This window comes from Actinomycetota bacterium, from assembly GCA_036280995.1.
Taxonomy (GTDB): Bacteria; Actinomycetota; CALGFH01; order CALGFH01; family CALGFH01; genus CALGFH01.
In genome coordinates, this window is the sequence record DASUPQ010000952.1 from 21224 (window position 1) to 40146 (window position 18923).

Consider the following 18923-nt stretch of genomic DNA (forward strand, 5'->3'; position numbering starts at 1 on the left):
TCGTCATGCGAACAGTTCCGTGAACCAGCCGGTGACCGACGGGTCGGCCAGCCACAGGACCAGGCCGGGGGCGAACCCGAGGGCCACCGTGAGCACGATCAGGGGCGACCAGGCGGCGATCTCGATGGGGGCGATGTCGCCAAGGGTGCCGCCCTCCCAGCGGTCGGGGACCCGGCCGAGGTTGATCCGCTGGATCAGCCAGAGGAAGTAGCCGGCGGTCAGCAGCGTCCCCACCAGGCCGACCAGGGCCAGGCTGCGGAACAGCGGCACCGACAGGCCCGGGGCCGGGTTCCAGGCGGCCAGCAGGGCCAGGATCTCCCCCCAGAAGCCGGCCAGCCCGGGCAGGCCGAGGGAGGCGATGCAGGCCAGGGTGAACACCCCGGCCAGCCGGGGCATGAGGGTGGCCATGCCGCCGCCCAGCTCGACGATGTCGCGGGTGTGGTAGCGCTCGTGCATGGAGCCGGCCAGGAAGAACAGCATCCCGGTGATGACGCCGTGGGCGACCATGCCGAACACGGCGGCGTTGATCCCGGTCGGGGTGAGGGTGGCGATGCCCAGCATGACGAAGCCCATATGGCCGACCGAGGAGAAGGCGATCAGCCGCTTGACGTCCCGCTGGGCCAGGCAGCACAGGGCGCCGTAGATGATGGCGATCGCACCGAGCACCCCGATCGCCGGGGCCCAGGTCCGGGCGGCCTCGGGCAGGATCGGCAGGGCGATGCGCACGAACCCGTAGGTGCCCATCTTCAGCAGGATCCCGGCCAGCAGCACCGACCCGACCGTTGGGGCCTCGGTGTGGGCGTCGGGCAGCCAGGTGTGCAGCGGCCACACCGGCACCTTGACGGCGAAGCCGAGGGCGACGGCGGCGAACACGATCGTCCCGAAGGTCCCGCCGAAGCGGGCCGCCCCCAGCTCCTGGAGGGCGAGGATGTCGAAGGTGCGGCCGGCGGCCTCGGGGCTGGAGCGGAGCCACAGGGCCAGGAACCCCAGCAGCATGACCACCGACCCGATGAGGGTGTAGAGGATGAACTTGATCGAGGCGTACTCGCGCCTGGCCCCGCCCCAGACGGCGATCAGGAAGTACATGGGGATCAGGACCGTCTCCCAGAAGACGAAGAACAGCACCAGGTCGAGGGCGGCGAAGGTGCCGTTCATGCCCGTCTCGAGCAGCAGCAGCAGGGCCAGGAAGGCCTTGGGGTTGCGCGGCTCGGGCAGGATCCGCCACGAGTAGACGACGCACAGCAGGCTGAGCAGCAGCGACAGCACCAGCAGGGGCAGGGCGATGCCGTCGACGCCGACGTGGTAGCCGGCCCCGATCGCCGGGATCCAGTCCCGGGACACCTCGAACTGCATGGCCGCCCCCGCCTCGTAGTCGAAGCGGGCCAGCATGCCCACCCCGACGAGCAGGGCGAGTGCGGAGAAGCTGAGCGCCGCCCCCCGGATCAGGCCGTCCCGCTCCCGGGGGAGCACGGCGACGGCGACCGCGCCGAGCAGGGGAAGGAACACGGCCAGGGTCAGGGCCGAGTCGTCGAACCAGTCCATGCCGAGCACGCCTCCTTCCGGCTAGCCGCCGATCACCTGGGTCACCACCACGGCCAGGCCGATCACGCCGAGGAACAGCGCGGCCGCGTACCACTGGGCCTGCCCGGACTGTACATAGCGGAGGCCACGGGCGAGCCGTCTCGTCCCCAGCCCCGCCCCGTTGACCACGCCGTCGACCACCCGCTGGTCGAACCAGTAGGTGGCGGGGGCCAGGGCGCCGGCCACCGCCCGGACGACGCCCTGCTCGTACAGGTCGTCGAGGAAGTACTTGCGCTGCAGGGTCTTCCACACGACCGGGACCCGCTCCAGGTACTCGTGCTCGGGCAGGCCGCGCCGGTACAGGAGGGTCCCGAGGGCCAGACCGGCCAGGCCGACCACGGTGGTGGTCACGATCAGGCCGAGGTTGAGGGTCGCCGGCCCGTGGGCGGGCAGGGCCTCGGTCTGGATCCAGGTGGCGATCGAGTTGTCGCCAAGGCCCACGAACCCGGCCAGGGCGGCCCCGACGGCGAGCACGACCAGCGGGAACAGCATGGCCGCGTCGGCCTCGTGCGGGCGGCCCTGCCCGCGGTAGGCGGCCCCGAAGGTCAGCCACAGCATCCGGCCCACGTACAGGGCCGTGATGAAGGCGGTGACCATGCCGGTGACGAACACGATCTGGGCCACGCCCTGGCTGGTCGCGGCCTCCCCGGCGCCGGCGAAGCCGGCGTTCCAGGCGTCGGTGAGGATCTCGTCCTTGGACCAGAACCCGGCCAGGGGCGCGATCCCGGTGAGGGCCAGGGCCCCGACCAGGAAGGTCGCGAAGGTGACGGGCATCGCCCTGGCCAGGCCGCCCATCTCGCTCATGTTGTTGGAGTGGACGGCGTGGATGATCGCGCCGGCGGCCAGGAACAGCAGGGCCTTGAAGAAGGCGTGGGTGAACAGGTGGAAGATCCCGGCCGAGTACCCGCCGACGCTGAGGGCGGCCATCATGTAGGCCAGCTGGGAGACGGTCGAGTAGGCCAGCACCCGCTTGATGTCGTCCTGGACCAGGGCCAGCAGGGCCGCGATCAGCATGGTGATGCTGGCCAGGATGCCGATCTCGTTCAGCACCGACCCGGAGGCCTCGAACACCGGGTACATGCGGGCGACCAGGAACACCCCGGCCGCGACCATGGTGGCGGCGTGGATCAGGGCCGACACCGGGGTCGGGCCGGCCATGGCGTCGGGCAGCCAGGTGTGGAGCGGGAACTGGCCCGACTTGCCGATGGCCCCGCAGAACAGCAGGGCCGCGCCCAGGGTGACGGTGGCGCTGGAGATCTCGCCCGTCTCGACGCCCTCGATGATCCGCTCGATCTCGAAGCTGCGGGCCGCCCAGGCGAACACGAAGATGCCGGCCATGAAGCCGAGGTCGCCGACCCTGGTGGTGAGGAACGCCTTGACCGCGGCCCGGGCGTTGGCCACGTCCTCCCAGTAGTGCCCGATCAGGAAGTACGAGCAGACGCCCATGATCTCCCAGCCGAACAGCATCAGCAGCAGGTTGTCGGCCAGGACGACGATCAGCATGCCGGCGGTGAACAGCGACAGGTTGGCGAAGAACAGGGTGTAGCGCTCGTCGCCGCGCATGTAGGAGATCGAGTAGATCTGGACGAACAGCGACACGGTGGTGACCACCACCATCATGACCGCGGCCAGGCCGTCGACGGTCATGCCGATGGGCAGGTCGAAGCCGGCCCCGATGGGCGCCCACTCGTAGCTGACGTGGTAGGCGTCGGCCCCGCCGATCACCCCGAACAGGATGGCCAGGCTGATCACCCAGCCGATGGCCACGGCGAGGATGCCGATCGCCGCCCCGCCGCCGGGGAGGCGCTTGCCCAGCAGCAGGAGGACCGCCCAGGCGACCAGGGGCAGGGCGGGCACGAGCCAGGCCAGCTTCTCCACCTACGCTCTCCTCTCAGGTCACCAGCGCAGCAGGTCGACCTCGTCGATGTTGACCGTCTCCCGGTTGCGGAAGATCAGCAGCACGATGGCCAGGCCGATGCCGACCTCGGCGGCGGCCACGGCGATCACGAACAGCGCGAACACCTGGCCGGAGACGAGCTGGTCGCGCAGGTAGGCGTTGAACGCGACCAGGTTGACGTTGACCGCGTTCAGCATCAGCTCGATGCTCATCAGCACCATCACCGCGTTGCGGCGGGCCAGCACGCCGTACACCCCGGCGCTGAACAGGAAGGCGGCGAACACCAGCGGGTACATCAGCGGCATTGCTGGCTCTCCTCGGTTGTCAGTCGCGGCGGGCGAGGACGATGGCGCCGACCAGGGCGGCCAGCAGCAGGACGCTGACCGCCTCGAAGGGCAGCACGTAGTTCCGGAACAGCGATTCGCCGAGGGCCTCGGTGGCGGTGGCGGCCTGGTTGGCGATGCGCTTGTCGCCGAAGGCGCCGGCCAGGAAGACCGTGAACATGATGAACACGGCGGCCCCGACCACGAAGGCGCCGACCCGGGCCCGCAGGGTGTTGTCGAGCACCCGGCGGCCCACGGGGGCCCTGGTCAGCATGATGCCGAACAGGATCAGGACCACGATCGCGCCCACGTAGATGATGACCTGCACGAAGGCCACGAACGGGGCGGCCAGGAGCAGGTACACGCCGGCCACGCTGGCCAGGGCGACGACCAGGTACAGGGCGGCGTGGACGACGTTGCGGCTGGTCACCACCAGCAGCCCGGCCAGGCCGCCGACCACGGCCAGGATCAGGAACGCGACCTCCTGCCCGTTCACTGCTGGCCCCGCTGGGCCGCGCGGAGCTTGCGGGCGTAGGCGGCCTTGGCCTTGGCCCGGGCCGTCCGCTCGGGCTCGCCGGCCTCGATCAGCCGGTCGTAGGTCTCCTGGTCGACCTCGATCTCCAGGTGCTCGGCGTCGACCTGGGCCACGGCCGCCCCCGGGGCCACGTCCACGGCCGTCCCCGCCGCCGTCGCCTCCCCCTCGGGCGTCCGAGCCTCCGGGTCGCGCGCATCCGCCGCCGGTTCGGCCGCCTCGGGGGCTCCCGCCGCCGACGGCGCCGCGGGAGCGGTCTCCGGCGCGGCCACGGCCGCGGCCGGGGTCTCCACCGATCCCGCCTCTTCCACCTCGCTGGGCGGGGGCGGGGCGGCGGCCTCGGCAGGTGGGGCGGGGGCCGGGGCGGCCCCGGCACCCCCGGCCGCCTGGGCGGCCCGGGCCTCCGCCTTGGCCCGGCGCATGTAGGCCGCCTTGGCCTTGGCCCTGGCCGTGCGGTCGGGTTCCCCGGCGGCCAGCAGGCGGTCATAGGTGGCCTGGTCGATCCCCGGCTCGACCTCGACGTCGGCCGGGCGGGCAGCGGCCGGGGCCGCCTCACCGGCCACTCCGGTGGCGGCGGCCGCTCCGGTGGCGGCAGGCGCCCCGGTGGCCGCGGGTGCCCCGGCGGTTGCCGCGGGGGCTTGACCCGCCCCGGCGGGCGCGGCCGGCGCGGCGGCAGGAGCCGGCTGGGCGGCGGCAGCGGCCTGCTCGGCCGCGGCGGCGGCCTTGGCGGCGACTGCCTCGCGGGCCTTGCGGGCGGTCTCGACCTCCTTGGGCTCGACCGCGCCCTCCTCGAGGGGGTCGGGCGCCGGCACCGAGTAGGCCCAGGTCCGCAGGGTGTCCATCTCGTGGGTGAGCTTCTCGATCTGCGACTCGGCGTACTCGAACTCGGGGCTCCAGTGGAGCGCGTCGAACGGGCACACCTCCACGCAGATGCCGCAGTACATGCAGAGGGCGAAGTCGATCGCGAACCGGTCGAGGATGTTGCGGGTCCGGGCCCGGCCGCCCTCCTTGGGGGCGACCTGCTCCTTGTGGGAGTCGATGTAGATGCACCAGTCCGGGCACTCGCGCGCGCAGAGCATGCACACGGTGCAGTTCTCCTCGATGAGCGCGATCACCCCCCGGCTGCGGGCCGGCAGGTCCGGCTTGACGTGCGGGTACTGCCGGGTCGCGGCCGGCCTGGTCATCGTCTTGAGGGTGACGCCGAGCCCCTTGAGCAGCCCGACTCCCTTGAGCGCCGGCATCAGACCCCCACCCCGTAGACCTTGAGGAACCCGACCACCAGGAGCAGGCCCAGCGACACCGGCACCAGCCGGATCCAGGCGAACGACTGGAGCTGGTCCTCGCGCAGCCGCGGGTAGGTGGAGCGGGCCCAGATGACCACGAACGACAGGGCCAGCACCTTGGCCGCCAGCCACCACGGCCCGTCCAGGAACGGCCCCTTCCAGCCGCCGAGGAACAGGGTGGCCGCGATGGCCGACTGGGACACGATCCCGGCGTACTCGGTGAGCAGGAAGAACGCGAACCGCAGCCCGGTGTACTCGGTGAGGTGGCCGAAGACCAGCTCGGAGTCGGCCACCGGCATGTCGAACGGGGGCCGGGTCAGCTCGGCCAGCGCCGCCGTGCCGTAGACGAAGAACCCGACCACCAGCGGGCCCACGATGTAGCCCCACCAGCCCTGGCGCTCCACGATCACGGCCAGGTCGGCCGACCCGGCCTGCATGGCCACGGCGGCCGCGGCCAGCACCAGCGGCAGCTCGTAGGCGATCAGCTGGGCGGCGGCCCGGATCCCGCCCATCAGCGAGTACTTGTTGGCGCTGGACCAGGCGGCCATCAGCACCCCGATGACGCTGACGCTGGACAGGGCCAGGGTGACGAACAGGCCGACGTCGGAGCGGATCGGGACCAGGTCGGGGCCGTAGGGGATGAAGCCGAAGACCAGGATGGCCGGGATCAGGGCGACCGCGGGGGCCAGGGCGAACACCCACTTGTCGGCCGCCTGCGGGATGATCGACTCCTTCTGGACGAACTTGATCCCGTCGGCCACCAGCTGCAGCACCCCGTGGAAGCGGCCGGCCTCCATCGGCCCCAGCCGGGCCTGCATGTGGGCCATGACCTTGTGCTCCATGTACCCGACGACCAGGGGGAAGGTCAGGAAGATGACCAGGACGGCCAGCACCTTGACCGGCATCAGCACCCAGTAGTTGTCGAGCAGGTCGCGGACGGAGTCGATCACCGGTCGATGTCCCCCACGATGAAGAACATCGAGCCCATCACGGCGATCATGTCGGGCAACAGGGTTCCCTTCAGCAGATAGGGCAGCGAGGAGATGTTGTTGAACGACGGCGTGCGCATCTTGAACCGCCAGGGTGTCTTCTCGCCGTGGGAGACCATGTAGTAGGAGAGCTGGCCCAGCGGCGCCTCGGTGCGCACGTAGGCGTGGCCCTGGGGCGCCCTGACCACCTTGGGCAGCTTGACGCTGACCGGCCCGGGCGGGATCCGCTCGTTGACCTGCTCGATGATCCGCAGCGACTCGCGGATCCGGCCGATCAGGGTGGCGTAGCGGTCGTAGCAGTCGCCGTTGCGGCCGGTGGGCACGTCGAACTCGACCTGGTCGTAGAACAGGTAGGGCTCGGTCTTGCGGGAGTCCTCGGGCACCCCGGCCGCCTGGAGCAGGGCTCCGCTGACCCCGTAGGAGCAGGCCACGTCGGCCGGGAGGACCCCGATGCCCCTGGTCCGGGCGGCGAAGATCTCGTTGCCCAGGACCAGGTCCTCGTACTCCTTGAGGCGCTCGCGCATCCGCGGGACCAGGTCGCGCGACATCTGGACGGCCCCGCGGGGCAGGTCCTGCTTGAGACCCCCGACCCGGCAGTAGGTGAGGTGCAGGCGGCCCCCGGTGACCCACTCCATCAGGGCCTGGATCTCCTCCCGCTCCCGGAAGGCGTAGAACATCGGCGTGATCGCGCCCAGCTCCAGCGGGTAGGAGCCGACGAACATCAGGTGGTTGAGGACCCGGGTCCACTCGGCCATCAGCATCCGGATCCAGGTCGCCCGCTCGGGCACCTCCAGCTCCATCTGCCGCTCCACGACCAGGGCCACGCCCAGCTCGTTGCAGATCGACGACACCCAGTCGTGCCGGTTGACCAGGGCGATGATCTGCCGGTAGTCGCGGTACTCGGCCAGCTTCTCGAACGAGCGGTGCATGTAGCCGATCACCGGCTGGGCGTCCTCGATCATCTCGCCGTCGAGGGTCACCAGCACCCGCAGCACCCCGTGGGTGGCCGGGTGCTGGGGGCCGACGTTCAGGGTCATGTCCTGGGTGTGCAGCTCCCGGTCGGCCTTGTCGCGCACGATGATGCCGACCCCGGTGCCGTCGGCGGCCTGGAAGGCCACCCCACCCTGCTCGAGCTCAGTGGCCACGCTACTCCCCCGGTTCCTTGGCGCCCGGCCAGGGCTTGGCCTCCCTGGTCAGCAGGGCGAACTCCTTGCGCAGCGGGTGGCCCTCGAACTCCTCGGGCAGCAGCAGCTTGGCCAGGTTGGGGTGGCCGTCGAAGCCGACCCCGAACAGCTCGGCCGTCTCCCGCTCGTGCCAGTCGGCCCCGGCCCACAGGTCGCTGACCGTCGGCAGGTGCCCGCCGTCGCGCGGCACCACGGCCCGCACCTGGAGGTGGTGGCGGTGGCTGGTCGAGTAGACGTGGAGGACGACGCCGAGCCCTTCCTCCTCCTCGTCCACGCCGCACAGGAAGTCGAAGAAGTTGCAGGCCAGCTCCGGGTCCCGCCGGGCCCGCTCGGCCACCCGCCGCCAGTCGTCGGGGGCCACGGTGACCGTCAGGGTGCCGTAGGCGACCTCCGGCTCGACGGCGTCCCCCAGCTCCGCGACCAGGTGGTCGCGCAGGGCGTCGGCGTCCACTAGGCGTCAGCCCCCACGACGATCGGCTCCGGCCGCTTGGCGCCGTTGGTGTACCGCTGGCGCAGCGACTCCGACCCGATCCGCTTCTGCAGCTCCATGATCCCGTTGAGCAGCGCCTCGGGCCGGGGCGGGCAGCCGGGCACGTAGACGTCGACCGGGATGATCTGGTCGACCCCCTTGGTGACCGAGTAGGAGTCCCAGTAGGGGCCGCCGCAGTTGGAGCAGGAGCCGAACGAGATCACGTACTTGGGCTCGGGCATCTCCTGGTACAGCCGCTGCAGGGCCGGGGCCATCTTGTCCGTCAGGGTGCCCGACACCACCAGCAGGTCGGCCTGGCGCGGCCCGTGGGCGAACGGGATCACCCCGAGGCGGATGAAGTCGTGGCGGGCCATGGAGGTGGCAATGAACTCGATGGCGCAGCAGGCCAGGCCGAAGTTGAACACCCACAGCGAGTACTTGCGGCCCCAGTTGAAGACGAACTTGATGGGTTGCGGCAGCTCGACCGAGTCGACTAGGCCCACCGGAGGACCCCCTTCTTGAACGCGTACAGGAGGCCGATCGCGAGCACGCCGATGAACACGACCATCTCCCAGAAGGCCGCCACCCCGAGCTTGTCGAAGACCAGCGCCCACGGGAACAGGAAGACGCTCTCGACGTCGAAGATGACGAACAGGAAGGCGAACACGTAGTAGCGGATCTGGGTCTGGGACCAGGTGGTGCCCACCGGGTCCATGCCGCTCTCGTAGGTGGTGAGCTTGCCGGGCGTGGGACGGTTCGGACGAAGCACCCGGTTGGCGCCGAACGCGACCGCCACGAACGCGACCGAGAGCACCAGAAGGGCGGCGAACGTGCCGTAGGCCTGGAAATACGTGGTCATAGGTGGCGCAGATTCTAGTCCAGTGGGTGGGGAACCGGCCAAGCTCACGCCGGTGCCCCGGCGCGCCGACCTTGCGAGGGATGAGGGGCACCGCTGGGCATCTCCAATCGGCCAGCCGTTCCTCTTCAGACCTGGCGGTCGAGCACCTGGTCGGCCACGGCCTGCAGGGCCGCGCGAACCGGACCGTTGGGAACGCCCTCCAGGGCGGCGCGGGCGGCGTCGACCTCGGCCTGGGCGGTGCGGCGGGCCTCGGCCAGGGCGGGGGAGCGGCGCAGCAGGTCGAGGGCGTCGGTGACGGCCCCGTTGTCGTGGTCGCCGTCGAGGACCGCGGTGAGCCGGTCGGCGTCGGGGCCGCCGTCGCGCAGCAGGTAGAGGATGGGCAGGGTGCGGACCCCGGCCCGGAGGTCGCTGCCTGGAACCTTGCCGGCGACGCCGGGGTCGGCGGTGATGTCGAGCAGGTCGTCGCCGAGCTGGAACGCCCGCCCGACCCGCTCGCCGAACTCGGTCAAGGCCTCCACCACCCGGGGGTCGGCCCCGGCCAGGTAGCCGCCGAGCCGGCTGGCGGCCGCGATCAGGGCGCCGGTCTTGTCGGCGAGCACGGCCAGGTAGTGCTCGACCGGGTCGTCGTCGGGGCCGGGGCCGCGGACCTCGCGGATCTGGCCCTGGGTGAGGCGGGCGATGGCCCGGGCCAGCACCCGGGTCGCCTCGGTGCCGAGGCTGGCCGTGACCTCCGAGGCCCTGGCGAACAGGTAGTCGCCGGTGAGCACGGCCACCTTGTTGTCGAAGCGGGCGTTGGCCGAGCGCTTGCCCCGGCGCAGCTCGGCCTCGTCCATGACGTCGTCGTGGTAGAGGCTGGACAGGTGGGTGAGCTCGATGGCCACGGCCGCCCCGACCAGGCGGGGCTCGGCCGGGTCGCCGGTGTGGCCGGCGATCAGGACCAGGGTGGGGCGCAGCCGCTTGCCGCCGGCGGTGACCAGGTAACTGGCCGCCTCGTGGACGAACGGGTCGGCGGTGGTCACCGCCTCGCCCAGCGCCTCCTCGACCCGGCCGAGCCCGGCCTTGACGTCGGCCTGGATGCCGGCGAGATCGTCGGTGGCTCCGGATCTGGCCCGCGACACGCCTACCCCAGGATCCTCTCGGCCGACCTCGCCGCCGAGATCAGCGCCTCGGGGGCCAGGCCGATGGCCACGGTCAGCAGGCCGGCCAGGCCGAGGGCGAGCCCCAGGGCCCGGGTCGGCCCGGGTGACGTCTCGGCCTCGGCGTCGCCCACCGGCTCCTGCAGGTAGGCGACGACCAGCACCCGCAGGTAGAAGAAGGCGGAGATGACCGAGCTGATCACGGCCACCACCACCAGCCAGGTCAGGCCGGCCTCGATGCCGGCCAGGAACACGTAGTACTTGGCCCAGAAGCCCGACAGCGGCGGGATCCCGGTGAGGGCCAGCATGAACACGGCCAGCAGCCCGGCCGCCCACGGGTGCCGGCGGGCCAGCCCGCGGTAGTCCTCCAGCGACGACCGCTCCCGGATCGCCTCGTCGTCGGCCGGTCCGAGCCGTGACACGTACTGCACGACCATGAACGCCCCCATCACCATGAAGGCGTAGACCAGCAGGTAGAACATGGACGCCGACACCCCAGCGGGCACGGTGGCGGCCGCGGCCACCCCGACCAGCAGGTAGCCGGCGTGGCTGATGGAGGAGTAGGCGAGCATCCGCTTGAGGTCGGTCTGGACCACGGCCAGGCCCGCCCCGACCAGCATGGTGACCACGGCGACGGCGGCGATGGCCGGCCGCCAGGTCACCACCAGCCCGCCGAGGGCCCCGGCGAACACCCGCAGGAACACGGCGAAGCCGGCCACCTTGGTGGCCGCGGCCATGAACGCGGCCACCGGGGTCGGGGTGCCCTGGTAGACGTCGGGTGTCCACATGTGGAACGGCACCGCCGACACCTTGAAGCAGAACCCGACCGCCAGCAGGCCGACCCCGGCCAGCAGCAGGGTGCCGTCGCCGGTCGGGTCGCCGCTGGCCCGGGCGATGCCGAGCAGGTTGGTGGTGCCGGTGGCCCCGTAGCAGAGCGCGATCCCGTACAGCAGGAACGCCGAGGAGAACGCCCCCAGCAGGAAGTACTTCATGGCCGCCTCCTGGGCGGCCAGGCGCCGGGTCTCGCCGGCCAGCACGTACAGGCTGAGGGACAGGATTTCCAGGGCGATGAACACCACCAGCAGGTCGGAGGCGGCGGCCAGCAGGATCATCCCGAGCAGGGCGAGGATCAGCAGCGGGAACTGCTCGGGCGGGCTGTCGTCCGGCTCCCCCTCCGGGGTGTCGCCCTGGGCGACCATCAGGGTGGCCAGGACGCCCACGGCCAGCAGGACCACCCGGGCGTAGCGGGTGATGCCGTCCAGGGAGACGGCGCCCTCGAAGGCGACCCGCTCCAGGTCCCAGTTCCAGGCGGTGAGGGCGGCCGCGACGGCCAGCCCGGCCAGGGTCAGGCCGGCCAGGACGCCGCGCCCGGCCTTCGGCCAGAAGGCCACCACCAGCAGCAGCACCACCCCGGCGACGAGCAGGGCCAGCTCGGGGGCGATGGCGCGCCAGTCGACCTGCGGCAGGGGCAGCGGCTGGGTGTTGGCTTGGGCCAGCGGGTGCACGTGGCTCCTCCGGGGTCAGGGACTCGGGGCCTGGGTCTGCTCGACGACGCGCTGGGCCGACGGCTCGACCCGTTCGAGCACCGGCCGGGGGAACAGGCCGAGGACGATGATGGCGGCGACCAGCGGGGCCAGGATGGCCCATTCCCGGCCGTTCAGGTCGGGCATGGCCCGGTTCTCCTCCCGCTCCAGCGGCCCGTGCCACATCCGCTGGTAGGCCCAGAGCAGGTAGACGGCGCCCAGGATCACCCCGACGGTGGCCAGCACGGCGTAGACGCGATTCTCCAGGAAGGCCCCGAGCAGGGTGAGGAACTCGCCCACGAACCCGACCAGGCCGGGCAGGGCGACCGAGCCGAGGGTGATCACCAGCATCACCCCTGCCATGCGGGGCACGGCCTGCTGGAGGCCGCCGAACTCGTCGATCCGGCGGGTGCCGCGTCGCTCCTCCAGCATGCCGGTGACGAAGAACAGCCCGCCGATGACCAGCCCGTGGGCGACCATGTAGAACACCCCGCCCTGGAGCCCCTGGAGGTTGAAGGCGAAGATGCCGAGCACGATGAAGCCCAGGTGGGACACGGACGAGTAGGCGACGAGGGTCTTGAAGTCGCGCTGCATGGTGGCGACCAGGGCGCAGTAGAGGATCCCGACCACGGCCAGGATGAGCAGCAGCGGCTGGGCCCAGCGGGCGCCGTCGGGGAACAGCGGCAGGGCGAAGCGGAGGAACCCGTACACGCCCAGCTTGGACATGACCCCGGCCAGCAGCACGGTGGTGGTGGTCGGGGCCTCGGTGTAGGCGTCGGGCAGCCAGGTGTGGAACGGCCACACCGGGGTCTTGATGGCGAAGGCGGCGAAGAAGGCGGCGAACAGCCAGCGTTGGGTGGCCGGCGACTTGTCGAAGTCGACCAGGGCCTGGTAGTCGAAGGTCGGGGTGCCGGTCGCCTCCCGGTGCAGCCAGAACAGGGCGATGATGCCGACCAGCATGAGCAGCCCGCCGAGCAGGGTGTAGACGAAGAACTTGACCGCGGCGTACACCCGCCGCTCGCCCCCGAACGAGCCGATCAGGAAGTAGCCCGGGACCAGCACCGCCTCCCAGAACACGTAGAACAGGAACAGGTCCAGGCTCACGAACACGCCCAGCATGGCCGTCTCCAGCACCAGCAGCAGGCCCAGGTAGGTGCGCGGCCGGTCGGCCATGCGCCAGGAGCCGGCGATGGCCAGCGGGGTGAGCACGGCGGTGAGCAGGACCAGGGGCAGGCTGACCCCGTCGACCCCGACCCGGTAGCTGACCCCGAAGGCCGGCACCCACTCGGCGGTCATGCCGAGCTGGAACCCGGGGTCGCCGGTGCGGAAGCGGGCCGCCAGCACGACCGCCAGGGCGAGCGTGGCCAGGCTGGCCGCCAGCGCCACCAGCCGGGCCGTCTCCTGCCGGGCCGCCGGGACGAGGGCGACCAGCAGCGCCCCGGCCAGGGGGGCGAACAGGGTTGCGGTCAGCAGCACGGCGGCGGCTCCAGGGACGAGGGGGTCATGGCCGGAACACCAGGAAGGCGACGATCAGCACGGCGCCCCCGAGGACGCCGAGGGCGTAGCTGCGGACCAGGCCGGACTGGAGGCGGCGGCCGCTGCGGGCGGCGTCCCCGACCAGCTCGGCCACGCCGTTGACGGCCCCGTCGATGCCACGCTGGTCGACGTTGCGGGCCAGGAAGGCGGCGAAGGCGCCGCCCAGGTTGACGGTGAAGAACTCGTAGACCTGGTCGACGTAGAGCCGCTCGGCCAGGGGCCGCCAGGCGCCGGCCCAGCGGCGGCGCAGGGCCAGCCAGTCGAACGGCCGGACGTACAGCAGCCAGGCGACGACGGCCCCGACCGCGGCCAGCCCGGTGGCCACCGCCGACAGCCCGGCCGCGGCGGCCAGCGACTCGTGCTCCTCGGGCGCGCCGAGGACCGGCTCCAGGAACTGCTGGAAGCGGCCGCCCTCGCCGGTGAAGGTGGTGAGGGCGAACCCGGCCACCAGGGCCAGGACGCCGAGCACGATCAGCGGGATGGTCATGACCGGCGGCGACTCGTGCGGGTGGCGGCCCTCGGGCCAGCGCCGCTCGCCGAAGAAGGTCAGGAACACGTAGCGGGACATGTAGAAGGCGGTCAGGCCGGCCGTGAACACCCCGATCGCCCAGGCCAGCAGGCCGAGCCCGCCGTGCTCGAACAGGGCGGCCAGCACCTGGTCCTTGGAGTAGAAGCCGGAGGTGAACGGCACCCCGACGATGGCCGCCCAGGCGGCCATGGTCGTCCAGAAGGTGATCGGCATGGCCGAGCGCAGCCCGCCGAAGTGCTTGACGTCGGTGTCGTCGTCGTTGCCGTGCATCACCGACCCGGCCCCGAGGAACAGCTGGGCCTTGAAGAAGGCGTGGGTGACCAGGTGGAGCATGCCGGCGGCGTAGCCGATCGGCCCCAGGGCGACGCCGATGAACATGTAGCCGAGCTGGGAGACGGTCGAGTAGGCGAGGATCTTCTTGATGTCGTCCTGGCCGATGGCGATGAGCGCGGCCAGCAGGGCGGTGCCGGCGCCGACCAGCAGCACCACCGTCTGGGCGGTGCCCGAGGCCTCGAAGATGGAGTGGGTCCTGGCGACCAGGAAGACACCGGCCGTGACCATGGTGGCGGCGTGGATGAGAGCCGACACCGGGGTCGGGCCGGCCATGGCGTCGGGCAGCCAGACGTACAGCGGGAACTGGGCGCTCTTGCCCGTGCAGGCCAGGAACAGCAGCAGGGCGATGGCCGTGGCCGTGCCCGCGGCCAGGGCGCCGGCCTCGCCGAAGACGACGTCGAAGTCGAGGCTGCCGGTGGTGGCGAAGACCAGGAACATGGCCAGCAGGAAGCCGACGTCGCCGATGCGGTTGGCCAGGAAGGCCTTCTTGGCCGCGGGCGGCGCCCACACCTCGCGGGTGTCGTCGGGCTCGCCTTCGACCAGGCGGCCGCGCGGGTTGACGACCAGCAGCCGCCGGTTGAACCAGAACCCGACCAGCAGGTAGGAGCAGAGCCCGACCCCCTCCCAGCCGAGGAACATGACCAGGAAGTTCTGGGCCAGGACGAGCACCAGCATCGAGGCCACGAACAGGTTGAGCCAGGAGAAGAAGGTCTCGCGCCGCTCGTCGTGGGCCATGTAGCCGATCGAGTACAGGTGGATGAGGCTGGAGACGCCGGTCACGACCAGGGCCATGACGGCCGACAGGGGATCCCAGCGGAGGTCGAAGGCGACCCGCAGGTCGCCGGAGACGAACCACTCGTAGCCCCGCAGGATCTGGGTGCGCTCCTCCCCGGGATGCGACAGCAGCTCGAAGAAGGCGGCCACGGCGACGGCGAAGGCGGCGGCGACGGCCAGGGTGGCGATCCAGCCGGCCAGGGCGCGCAGGCGCTGGCCGAAGAGCACGTTGACCGCGAACCCGGCCAGGGGCAGGACCGGGAGCAGCCAGATCAGTCGGGTCGCGCCGGTTGCGTTCAGGAGGTCACCCCTTGAGCAGGTTGACGTCGTCGACCGAGATCGACGAGCGCTTGCGGAAGATGGCGACGAGGATGCCGAGGCCGACCACGACCTCGGCGGCGGCCACGGCCATGACGAAGAAGGCCAGCACCTGGCCGTCGAGGGCGCCGTTGGTCTTGGCGAAGGTGATGAACGACAGGTTGACCGCGTTCAGCATCAGCTCGATGCACATGAACACGACGATGGCGTTGCGCCGGATCAGCACCCCGACCACGCCGATGCCGAACAGGACGGCCGACAGCAGGAGGTAGGCGCCGGGTCCGACCCTCATGGCTGCTGCCGCTTCCCGAGGACGAGGGCGCCGACGGCGGCCACCACCAGCAGCACCCCGGCCGTCTCGAAGGCGAAGGTGTAGCGGGTGAACAGGATCCGGCCCACCGCCTGGACGTTGCCGCCCTCGTTGGCCGCGGCCAGGCTGGCCGGGGCGGCGTCGAACACCCCGGCGAACAGGGCGCCGACGATCGTGACCAGCAACCCAAGGGTGAGCAGCACGGCCGCCGGGCGCTGGCCCCTCATCTGTTCCTTCACCACCACCTCGTTGCCGATGCCGAGCAGCATCAGCACGAACAGGAACAGGACCATGATCGCCCCGGCGTACACGATCACCTGCACGGCGGCCACGAACTGGGCCTCCAGCAGCACGTAGAACCCGGCCAGGCAGAAGAAGTTGACCACCAGCAGCAGGGCCGAGTAGACGGCGTTGCGGGTCAGGACCATGCCAAGGGCGGTGGCCACGGCCAGGGGGGCGAGCACGACGAAGACGATCAGCTCGGCCTGCTCGGATGCGGTGGCGGCCAGCACCGGCGTCACTTGGGCACCACCTTTTCGATCGGGGGTGCGAGCGGCAACGGGATCACCTGGGGACCGTCCTGTCGGGGGGGAGCTCGCGGTCGGCCTGGCGGGTCTCCTGCTCGCGCAGCAGCGCCCAGACCGGCTCGACCGACTCCTGGGAGACGGACGCCTGGGGGCCGTAGCGGGCGATCGTCGGCGGCCCGTCCTCGGCGTCGACGTGGGGCGGGGCCTTGGCCCCGGAAGGCACGGCGGCCAGCAGGTCGGGCTTGTCGTAGACCAGCCCCTGGCGGGTCGGCGAGGACAGCTCGTACTCGTTGGTCATGGTCAGGGCGCGGGTCGGGCAGGCCTCGATGCAGAGGCCGCAGAAGATGCAGCGGTTGTAGTTGATCTGGTAGATGGCCGCGTACCGCTCCCCGACCGAGTAGCGGGCCTCCGGGGTGTTGTCGGCCCCCTGGACGTAGATGGCGTCGGCCGGGCAGGCGTAGGCGCACAGCTCGCAGCCGATGCAGCGCTCCAGGCCGTCCGGGTAGCGGTTGAGCTGGTGGCGGCCGTGGAACCGGGGCGAGGTCGGCTTCTTCTCCTCCGGATACTGCACGGTGTTGCGCTTGCGGAACATGCTCCGGAAGGTGACCGACAGCCCCTTCAGGATCTCGCTGGGCATCATGGGGTCGAACCTCCGGGGGCGGTGCGGTCCGCCTTCCCCTTGTCCGAGGAGGGCAGCAGGAACGAGAGCAGCAGCAGGGCGAGCAGGACGCCGATGGCGCCGAGCAGCACCGGGCGGGGCAGGTTGATGTCGACCACCAGGACCACGGCGGTGACCGCGACCCAGGCCAGGGCGACCGGGATCAGCACCTTCCAGCCGAAGTCCATCAGCCGGTCGAAGCGCAGCCGGGGCAGGGTCGCCCGCAGCCAGATGAACAGGAAGATGAACAGGAAGACCTTGGCCACGAACCACAGGATCGGCCAGAGCCAGGGCAGGAAGTCGGGCGCCGGGCCGTCCGGGCCGCCGAGGAAGGCGGTGGCGGCGACGGCCGACACGGTGATGATGTTCAGATACTCGGCCAGGAAGAACAGGGCGAACTTCACCCCCGAGTACTCGGTGTGGTAGCCGCCGACCAGCTCCGACTCGGCCTCGGGGAGGTCGAAGGGGGCCCGGTTGGTCTCGGCGATGCCCGCCAGCAGGAACACCAGGAACAGCGGGAACTGGAAGATGATGTACCAGCGGGGGATGAAGCCGAGCAGCGGGTCGCCCGCCTGGGCGGCGACGATCCCGGCCGCCGACAGGGTGCCGGCGGTCATGAACACCCCGACCAGCGACAGCCCCTGGGCGATCTCGTAGCTGATCATCTGGGCCGAGGAGCGGACCGCGCCCAGCAGCGGGTAGTTCGACCCCGAGGCCCAGCCGGCGAGCACGATCCCGTACACCTGCAGGCTGCCCATGGCCAGCACGAACAGCAGCCCCACGTTGAGGTCGGTGAGCTGGGCCCGCTGGCTGCCGAAGCCGAACCCGAACGGGATCACCGAGAAGGCCAGGAAGGCCGGGACCATCATGATCACCGGGGCCAGGCCGTAGAGGATCTTGTCGGCGTTGCTCGGCCGCACGTCCTCCTTGAAGAACAGCTTGATGCCGTCGGCCAGGGACTGGAGGACGCCGAAGGGCCCGACCCGGTTGGGGCCGACCCGGGTCTGCATGAAGGCGACAATCCGCCGCTCGATCCAGATGGTCACCAGCACCGTCACCATCAGGGCGGCGAAGACGCCGACGACCTTGACGACCAGGATGAACAGGTCCCAGACGGTCCCGCTCATGCGGCCGCCTCCTCGACCGCGGCGACCTTGACCCGCAGGACGGGGGCGGGGCCGAGCAGGGCCGCCACGGCCAGGTCGGGCTGGTTGGCCGGGACGAAGGCGCAGCCGGGAGCGACCGTCGCGGCCACCCGGACGGGCAGGCGGACCGTGCGCTCCTCGCCGAAGTCGATCTCGGCGGTGGCCCCGTCGGCCAGGCCGAGCCGGCCGGCGTCGTCGGGGTGCAGCTCCACGAACGCGCCCGGCGTCTCGCGGTTCAGGTCGGCCGCCCGGGCCAGCATCGAGGCCGCGTCCAGCAGCAGCGGGTAGCTGACCAGGTCGAGACCGTCGTCGTCGCGCTCCTCGGGGGTTGTGGACAACGGGTCGCCCCCTGTCCCACCAGCGGCTGCCCTCCCGGTAGGGGCCCCATCCACCGGTGGGTGGGGTGCCGGCGCGGCCGCCATCCCCGCGGGTCGCTTGCGGAAGCGCTCGGTCTCGGCGGCGGCGAGGCCGGGGCCGGCGAACCCGAGGTCGACGCCGAGGCGGGCCGCGAGCTGGGCGGCCAGGTCCCAGATCTCCTGGGCGGCCCCGCCGACCGGGACGGCCCGGTGGGTGGCCTGGACCCGGCCCTCCCAGTCGGTGAAGGTGCCCTCGGTCTCGGCGTGGACGACCCCGGGCAGGAGCACGTCGACCTGGCTGGTCGTCTCGTTGACCTCGTGGTCGACGGCGATCACGAACGCCCGCTCCAGGGCCTGGGTGGCCAGCTCGCGGGGGCCGTGGTCGCGGATCAGGTCGACCCCGGCCAGGACCAGCACCCCGAGCTCGCCGGCGGCCGCCGCGGCCACCATGGCCGGGCCGTCCAGCCCGGGCCCGTCGGGCAGCTCCGCCCCCCAGGCCTCGGCCAGCTCGCCCCCGGGCCCGGCGTCGCCGACCGGCCGCCCGCCGGGCAGCAGCCCGGGCCGGGCGCCGACATCCAGCGCCCCCCGGTCCCCGGCCCGCCGCGGCACCCAGGCGAACCGCCCGCCGAGCGCCGACGCCAGCCGGGCCGCGGCGGCCAGC

General features: G+C 71.6%; 18 protein-coding genes and 1 pseudogene. All 19 read right to left on the reverse strand.

Annotated features, from left to right (window positions below):
• Positions 1-3 precede the first annotated feature (3 nt).
• A complete protein-coding gene (locus VF468_31595; GenBank protein ID HEX5882830.1) occupies positions 4-1542 on the reverse strand; it encodes an NADH-quinone oxidoreductase subunit M in 1539 nt (512 codons plus the stop codon).
• Between the two features lie 21 nt (positions 1543-1563).
• Positions 1564-3459 carry an NADH-quinone oxidoreductase subunit L gene (gene nuoL / locus VF468_31600; protein HEX5882831.1) on the reverse strand — a complete coding sequence of 632 codons (1896 nt, stop codon included), beginning with the start codon at positions 3457-3459 and terminating at the stop codon, positions 1564-1566.
• A gap of 18 nt (positions 3460-3477) precedes the next feature.
• Positions 3478-3783, reverse strand: coding sequence for an NADH-quinone oxidoreductase subunit NuoK (gene nuoK / locus VF468_31605; GenBank protein HEX5882832.1), 306 nt, complete (start codon positions 3781-3783; stop codon positions 3478-3480).
• Between the two features lie 19 nt (positions 3784-3802).
• The gene (locus VF468_31610; GenBank protein ID HEX5882833.1) at positions 3803-4297 is read right to left on the reverse strand and encodes an NADH-quinone oxidoreductase subunit J; all 495 of its coding nucleotides are present in this window, start codon (positions 4295-4297) and stop codon (positions 3803-3805) included.
• A gap of 731 nt (positions 4298-5028) precedes the next feature.
• A pseudogene (locus VF468_31615) lies at positions 5029-5574 on the reverse strand (NADH-quinone oxidoreductase subunit I).
• Entirely contained in the window at positions 5574-6521 is a 948-nt protein-coding gene (locus VF468_31620) for a complex I subunit 1 family protein (GenBank protein ID HEX5882834.1), read from the reverse strand. Before VF468_31620 ends, VF468_31615 begins: the two are co-directional and overlap by 1 nt.
• A 41-nt stretch (positions 6522-6562) precedes the next feature.
• On the reverse strand, positions 6563-7750 hold the full coding sequence (locus VF468_31625) for an NADH-quinone oxidoreductase subunit D (protein HEX5882835.1): 1188 nt from the start codon (positions 7748-7750) through the stop codon (positions 6563-6565).
• 1 nt (position 7751) lies between these two features.
• Positions 7752-8240 (reverse strand): NADH-quinone oxidoreductase subunit C, encoded by a 489-nt coding sequence (locus VF468_31630; protein HEX5882836.1) that lies wholly within the window; start codon positions 8238-8240, stop codon positions 7752-7754.
• Entirely contained in the window at positions 8240-8761 is a 522-nt protein-coding gene (locus tag VF468_31635) for an NADH-quinone oxidoreductase subunit B family protein (GenBank protein ID HEX5882837.1), read from the reverse strand. Before VF468_31635 ends, VF468_31630 begins: the two co-directional genes overlap by 1 nt.
• The gene (locus VF468_31640; GenBank protein HEX5882838.1) at positions 8752-9117 is read right to left on the reverse strand and encodes an NADH-quinone oxidoreductase subunit A; all 366 of its coding nucleotides are present in this window, start codon (positions 9115-9117) and stop codon (positions 8752-8754) included. The genes VF468_31635 and VF468_31640 overlap by 10 nt, the downstream gene beginning before the upstream one ends.
• A gap of 125 nt (positions 9118-9242) precedes the next feature.
• The gene (locus tag VF468_31645; protein HEX5882839.1) at positions 9243-10235 is read right to left on the reverse strand and encodes a polyprenyl synthetase family protein; all 993 of its coding nucleotides are present in this window, start codon (positions 10233-10235) and stop codon (positions 9243-9245) included.
• Positions 10236-10237: 2 nt separating this feature from the next.
• Complete coding sequence (gene nuoN, locus VF468_31650; protein ID HEX5882840.1) at positions 10238-11758, reverse strand: NADH-quinone oxidoreductase subunit NuoN; 1521 nt, start codon at positions 11756-11758, stop codon at positions 10238-10240.
• Positions 11759-11773: 15 nt separating this feature from the next.
• On the reverse strand, positions 11774-13252 hold the full coding sequence (locus VF468_31655) for an NADH-quinone oxidoreductase subunit M (protein HEX5882841.1): 1479 nt from the start codon (positions 13250-13252) through the stop codon (positions 11774-11776).
• A 25-nt stretch (positions 13253-13277) separates the two neighbouring features.
• Positions 13278-15248 carry an NADH-quinone oxidoreductase subunit L gene (gene nuoL, locus VF468_31660; protein HEX5882842.1) on the reverse strand — a complete coding sequence of 657 codons (1971 nt, stop codon included), beginning with the start codon at positions 15246-15248 and terminating at the stop codon, positions 13278-13280.
• Between the two features lie 4 nt (positions 15249-15252).
• On the reverse strand, positions 15253-15558 hold the full coding sequence (gene nuoK / locus VF468_31665; GenBank protein HEX5882843.1) for an NADH-quinone oxidoreductase subunit NuoK: 306 nt from the start codon (positions 15556-15558) through the stop codon (positions 15253-15255).
• Positions 15555-16097: an NADH-quinone oxidoreductase subunit J gene (locus VF468_31670; GenBank protein HEX5882844.1), complete on the reverse strand. Its 543-nt coding sequence runs from the start codon at positions 16095-16097 to the stop codon at positions 15555-15557. Before VF468_31670 ends, nuoK (VF468_31665) begins: the two co-directional genes overlap by 4 nt.
• 43 nt (positions 16098-16140) lie before the next feature.
• Positions 16141-16743: an NADH-quinone oxidoreductase subunit NuoI gene (gene nuoI, locus VF468_31675; protein ID HEX5882845.1), complete on the reverse strand. Its 603-nt coding sequence runs from the start codon at positions 16741-16743 to the stop codon at positions 16141-16143.
• Positions 16740-17888 (reverse strand): NADH-quinone oxidoreductase subunit NuoH, encoded by a 1149-nt coding sequence (nuoH, locus tag VF468_31680; protein HEX5882846.1) that lies wholly within the window; start codon positions 17886-17888, stop codon positions 16740-16742. The genes nuoI and nuoH overlap by 4 nt, the downstream gene beginning before the upstream one ends.
• Positions 17885-18923 (reverse strand): molybdopterin-dependent oxidoreductase (locus tag VF468_31685; protein HEX5882847.1); only part of this gene is annotated, 1039 nt, incomplete at its 5' end. The genes VF468_31685 and nuoH, both read right to left, overlap by 4 nt.

What these genes read in the sequence shown, in the direction of transcription:
- VF468_31595 (HEX5882830.1), bottom strand. Translation starts at nt 1,542, where the DNA reads ATGGACTGGTTCGACGACTCGGCCCTGACCCTGGCCGTGTTCCTTCCC.
- VF468_31620 (HEX5882834.1), bottom strand. Translation starts at nt 6,521, where the DNA reads ATGCCGGTCAAGGTGCTGGCCGTCCTGGTCATCTTCCTGACCTTCCCC.
- nuoH (HEX5882846.1), bottom strand. Translation starts at nt 17,888, where the DNA reads ATGAGCGGGACCGTCTGGGACCTGTTCATCCTGGTCGTCAAGGTCGTC.
- nuoK (HEX5882832.1), bottom strand. Translation starts at nt 3,783, where the DNA reads ATGCCGCTGATGTACCCGCTGGTGTTCGCCGCCTTCCTGTTCAGCGCC.
- nuoI (HEX5882845.1), bottom strand. Translation starts at nt 16,743, where the DNA reads ATGATGCCCAGCGAGATCCTGAAGGGGCTGTCGGTCACCTTCCGGAGC.
- nuoK (HEX5882843.1), bottom strand. Translation starts at nt 15,558, where the DNA reads ATGAGGGTCGGACCCGGCGCCTACCTCCTGCTGTCGGCCGTCCTGTTC.
- VF468_31640 (HEX5882838.1), bottom strand. Translation starts at nt 9,117, where the DNA reads ATGACCACGTATTTCCAGGCCTACGGCACGTTCGCCGCCCTTCTGGTG.